The sequence below is a fragment of the Microcystis sp. LE19-10.1B genome (assembly GCF_027530565.1).
GTDB lineage: Bacteria > Cyanobacteriota > Cyanobacteriia > Cyanobacteriales > Microcystaceae > Microcystis > Microcystis aeruginosa.
Window position 1 is genome coordinate 1 of record NZ_JAPZQM010000070.1, and the last position, 4,592, is coordinate 4,592.

The following is a 4,592-nucleotide window of genomic DNA, read 5'->3' on the forward strand; positions in this document are numbered from 1 at the left end:
CATTAATCAAATCAATGGAGGTGCGGGAATTGATACTTTAACCGGTGGTTTAGGTGCAGATACCTTCGTCTTCCAATTTGGCCAATCTACCATATCAACAAGCGATCGTATCACAGATTTTGCCATCAATAGTGATAAAATCGACTTATTAACTCAAGGTGGACTTCCCATGAGTGCGCCTAGTAGTTTCAGTCGAGCTGCTAATAGCACTGTCACCACTTTAGACAATTTAATCAATCAGGTATTTACTGATGCCAATGGAGCGACTACAGGTAATCAAGGATTAGGGGTTAATAGTGCCGCCTTAGTGCAGGTAACAACCGGTGCGAACGCTGGAATTTACCTCGTTATTAATGATAGCGCGGCTGGCTTCCAATCCAGCAATGATTTATTAATAAATATCACCGGATTTACTGGTGCTTTGCCAGCTTTAGGGAACATTCCAGTGGGTAATTTCTTTGTTTAATTAAGTAGGCGTAGGGTGCGTTAGGCGGCTATCAATTCCGTCAAAAAACCAAAATTAACAAGCCGCCGTAACGCACCAACTCTATTATTAAATCGGTGCGTTACGCTATCGCGCTTTACACCTAAGAGTAAGCGGACAACTCAAATGAACCCAACAACCGCCAATTATGATGAACCCTGGAAAGAAGCATTAAGTCACCTAGAAAACGGGTTTCTTCAAGAAACTATTGAGAAACCCGTTTTCTTTGAGAAACCCGTTTTCTTTGAGAAACCCGTTTTCTGGACTTTAAGACAAAAAAACGTTTCGCTGACAAACTCTATAAAGTCTGGTTACTCAGTGGAGAAGAAGTCTGGATATTGCATCGTTGTTTTCAGCTAATAGTTTCTGAATTTATTTCTTCTTATTTTCGACTAACTCTTGCTCAAATTTTGGCTGACTTTTTTGAGATTTTTGACCACTTATACTCGCCAGCAAAAACAAATGATAAGAGCTTTGTTTTGATTTGTAAATAACAGCATAAGGTTGGCTGATATAATCGATTAATTCATCCATGTTCCAATAAATCTTTGCTTTTAACCACCCGATCACTTCATTTATCTGGTCATCTGTTAAATATCCGATCGAGCCTTTATATCCTATTCTAATTCCTTCTATTTATTTTAAATATATTTCGACCGTAATATATAAAAGATTGCTTGACACAGAGTATTCTGCTGATTTCTTCACAGGTTTTACCTTCGAGAGACATCTACATCTTTACTGAGAGCGCTCGTTTCAGTTCTCTTGAATCCATTACACTTTTTATAAATAGCTCTAATTCAGCTATTTGTGATTCCTTGCTTTGCTGCTCCAATCCTGTGTAATTCATTTTGTATTTGGTATAATGGCTCTTCTCGACTTTGTGTGATAATTTTTGCTTATGGAATCGTGAAATGCTTATCGGGCAAGACTTTTAGGGCTATTTTGCGGATATTCTATCAGTATAGACCTCGTTTCCACACAGAAACCAGAAGAGCCGCGATGCAACTTCCCCACCCTTCTAGGTGTGCGGGTGGGTACTGACGCGGAATTGTTCACCCTAATTTTGGTAAACCCATACTATAGTTCTGGACTCTGGCATTGAGATTATAGCTAATTTCGCCTTTTTGCAGGAGAGAACGGATAAAATGTTCTAGATCTGAACCGATGCGACGGAGATTATATTCGCTCAGTTCTTCCCCATTGTAGGACTCTACCAATTCATCAAACTTACTATAAACCTTATTGAGAGCCACTTCCTCCCAATTAAATTCATTATCGGGATCCACATCAAGAGTCAAGACATTGTTACTCTCGATTAATTGATTATTTTTTACTTCAGCCGTATAAATGCGAATATGACGGGTCGTGGATTTTAACAGCATGGAATCTTCAGGGTAAGTTAGACGCTATGTCTAAGATTTTGCCATGATTTGCGGAATTGGGGAATTGGGAATTGGGAAGTGGGGAAGTGGGGTGTGGGGTGTGGGGTGTGGGGTGTGGGGTGTGGGAATTATGGATTATGAAGTGGGGTAGATAGGGAAGTGGGGAAGTGGGGAGGTGGGGAAGCTGTCTCATCACCCTATCACCCCAAAACCTATCACCCTATCTCCTGCCCCCCGAACAATGTTTACGGATCGACCAGAAACGTGATACTATGATAGATTGCAGTGTTTAAGCAGAGATCACGAGTCCTATGGCCTTAACCCAGACCAAAAAACAAGAACTAATCAGCCAATATCAGGCCCACGAAACCGATACAGGATCATCGGAGTTACAGGTAGCTTTCTTAACCGAGAGAATCAACCAACTGACCGAACACCTGAAAGCTAACCCGAAAGACCATGCTTCCCGTCGGGGATTACTCCAGATGATCGGTCGTCGTCGGGGACTGTTAACCTATATCCAGAAGAAAGATCAACAACGTTATCAAACCCTGATTGGTCGTCTCGGAATTCGCCGTTAAGCATACCCCCTTTGCATCCCTACCATGGCCTCTGAATCGAAATCGACGGAGAAAAAAGAACGTCTCCCCTTTGAGCCGCGCCAAAATAAGCGAAAAACCCCGAAAATTGCCCCTAGTCCCGTGCCACCGCCCCTAAAAAATCGCTCCGAGGAAACCAGCTTAAAGGCGATTCCGCAAGTGGTCAGTCAACGGATGGCCAAACGGATGGCGGTATTTTGTGGCCTGCCGACGGCACTGGGGATAGCTTCCTTTTTTGGCTTCTACTGGATTATTAGCCACGATCTTCTCGAAATCCCTTCCTACGTCGCCATGCTCGTCAGTTTAAGCCTATTTGGTCTAGGTTTCATCGGTCTGAGTTATGGCATCTTCTCCGCTTCTTGGGATGAGGATCGGGTGGGGGATTGGCTAGGATGGCAAGAATTTCAAGCTAATTTTGGCAGAACGATCGCCGCGTGGCGGTCCGGCAAAAAAGAAGTGGAAGAAAAATAGATAACCTCTAGAAATCGTCAACAATAGAGATTAAAGAAAAAAATAAAGGGTTAATGCCATGATTATTGTCATGAAAGTTGGTTCCCCGGAAATTGAAATCGAGCGCGTCGGTGCCGAATTCGAGGCATGGGGATTAAGTCCCGAAAAAATCGTCGGTAAGCATAAAGTTGTCATCGGTTTAGTCGGAGAAACCAGGGAATTAGACCCCCTACAAATCCAAGAATTAAGCCCTTGGATCGAAACCGTCCTGCGAGTCGAACAACCCTTCAAACGCGCCTCTTTAGAATACCGTCACGGCGAATACAGCGAGGTTTTAGTCCCCACTCCTAACGGTGTTATCCCCATCGGCAGAAATCATACCGTTAGCATTGTCGCCGGCCCCTGTTCGGTGGAAAATGAAGCGATGATCGTGGAAACTGCCAAACGAGTGGCGGCAGCCGGAGCGCAATTCCTCCGCGGTGGTGCCTACAAACCCCGCACTTCTCCCTATGCTTTCCAAGGTCACGGGGAAAGCGCTTTGGAATTACTAGCGGCGGCTAGAGATGCCAGTGGTTTGGGTATTATCACGGAAGTAATGGACGCAGCGGATCTCGATAAGATTGTCGAAATAGCCGACGTGGTGCAAGTGGGGGCGCGCAATATGCAGAATTTTTCCCTCCTAAAAAAAGTTGGGGCGCAACCGAAACCGGTCCTACTCAAGCGCGGCATGGCGGCCACTATTGAAGATTGGTTGATGGCGGCAGAATATATCCTCGCCGCAGGAAATAGCAATGTCATTCTCTGCGAACGCGGTATCCGCACCTTTGACAGTAAATATACTCGCAATACCCTAGATTTATCCTGTATTCCCGTTTTAAGAACTTTAACTCACCTGCCGATCATGATCGATCCTAGCCACGGTACGGGTAAATGGGAATATGTCCCGACCATGGCCATGGCTTCCCTAGCAGCCGGGGCCGATTCCTTGATGATCGAGGTACATCCTAACCCGGCGAAGGCCCTATCTGATGGGCCGCAATCCTTGACCCCCGACCGGTTCGATCGATTAACTCAGGAGTTAGCGGTCATTGGTAAGACGATCGGGCGTTGGCCCCAGGTTCCGGCACTGGTTTGATAAGATGATCAGGGGGTGAGTCAACCCCCTTTTTTTGGGCATAAATTTCGCTTTTCGGGGCAGTTATGGTGACAGTTCCTCTGGAGTTAAATACTGAGCAAATTAGGGGTGAGAAACGGGTAGTTTTTAATCATCTCAGTTGGTTATCCTATCAGCAAATTTTACAGGCACTAGGGGAAAATAATCGCGCCCATTTATTTTATGATCGTGGCACTTTAGAGATTACTATGCCCCTAGAAGAACACGAGTTTTATCGAGAATTAATCGGATTATTTATTCGGATTTTGGTGGTAGAATTGGGTTTAAAAATTAAAAGTATGGGTTCCACAACTCTAGCTAGGGAAGATTTAGAACGAGGAGCAGAACCCGATAATGCCTACTATATTCAAAATCAAGCTAAAGTGCTAGGAAAAAGGATTAATTTAACTGAAGATCCGCCCCCAGATTTAGTGGTGGAAGTGGATATCACCCATACGGATATTAATAAATTAGCACTTTATGCCCGTTTGGGAGTGCCGGAATTATGGCGTTTTAATGGA

The 4,592-nt window shown here is 44.4% G+C and carries 9 protein-coding genes; 6 read left to right on the forward strand and 3 right to left on the reverse strand.

The annotated features are described in order from the left end of the window. A partial coding sequence (locus O9332_RS02565; RefSeq protein ID WP_288023515.1) for a bluetail domain-containing putative surface protein occupies positions 1-466 on the forward strand: 466 nt, incomplete at its 5' end. Between the two features lie 144 nt (positions 467-610). Then, positions 611-844: a hypothetical protein gene (locus O9332_RS02570; protein ID WP_002763025.1), complete on the forward strand. Its 234-nt coding sequence runs from the start codon at positions 611-613 to the stop codon at positions 842-844. Between the two features lie 12 nt (positions 845-856). Here the strand turns inward: O9332_RS02570 and O9332_RS02575 are convergent, their stop codons facing one another. From O9332_RS02575 to O9332_RS02585, 3 genes are all read right to left on the reverse strand, one after another. Then, positions 857-1,018, reverse strand: a complete 162-nt coding sequence (locus O9332_RS02575; protein WP_155119788.1) for a hypothetical protein — start codon at positions 1,016-1,018, stop codon at positions 857-859. Positions 1,019-1,539: 521 nt separating this feature from the next. Further along, positions 1,540-1,869, reverse strand: a complete 330-nt coding sequence (locus O9332_RS02580) for an NAD(P)H-quinone oxidoreductase subunit M (protein ID WP_002738864.1) — start codon at positions 1,867-1,869, stop codon at positions 1,540-1,542. A gap of 7 nt (positions 1,870-1,876) precedes the next feature. Continuing rightward, the gene (locus tag O9332_RS02585) at positions 1,877-2,062 is read right to left on the reverse strand and encodes a hypothetical protein (RefSeq protein WP_125731656.1); all 186 of its coding nucleotides are present in this window, start codon (positions 2,060-2,062) and stop codon (positions 1,877-1,879) included. Positions 2,063-2,180: 118 nt separating this feature from the next. Between O9332_RS02585 and rpsO the strand changes: the two genes are divergently transcribed. The 4 genes from rpsO to O9332_RS02605 all read left to right on the forward strand — a co-directional run. After that, the gene (gene rpsO / locus O9332_RS02590; RefSeq protein ID WP_002738807.1) at positions 2,181-2,450 is read left to right on the forward strand and encodes a 30S ribosomal protein S15; all 270 of its coding nucleotides are present in this window, start codon (positions 2,181-2,183) and stop codon (positions 2,448-2,450) included. Positions 2,451-2,474: 24 nt separating this feature from the next. Continuing rightward, positions 2,475-2,939, forward strand: coding sequence for a PAM68 family protein (locus O9332_RS02595; RefSeq protein WP_002763019.1), 465 nt, complete (start codon positions 2,475-2,477; stop codon positions 2,937-2,939). Between the two features lie 58 nt (positions 2,940-2,997). Beyond that, positions 2,998-4,053, forward strand: coding sequence for a 3-deoxy-7-phosphoheptulonate synthase (aroF, locus tag O9332_RS02600; protein ID WP_002763017.1), 1,056 nt, complete (start codon positions 2,998-3,000; stop codon positions 4,051-4,053). 65 nt (positions 4,054-4,118) lie between these two features. Further along, positions 4,119-4,592 (forward strand): Uma2 family endonuclease (locus tag O9332_RS02605; RefSeq protein WP_288023518.1); only part of this gene is annotated, 474 nt, incomplete at its 3' end.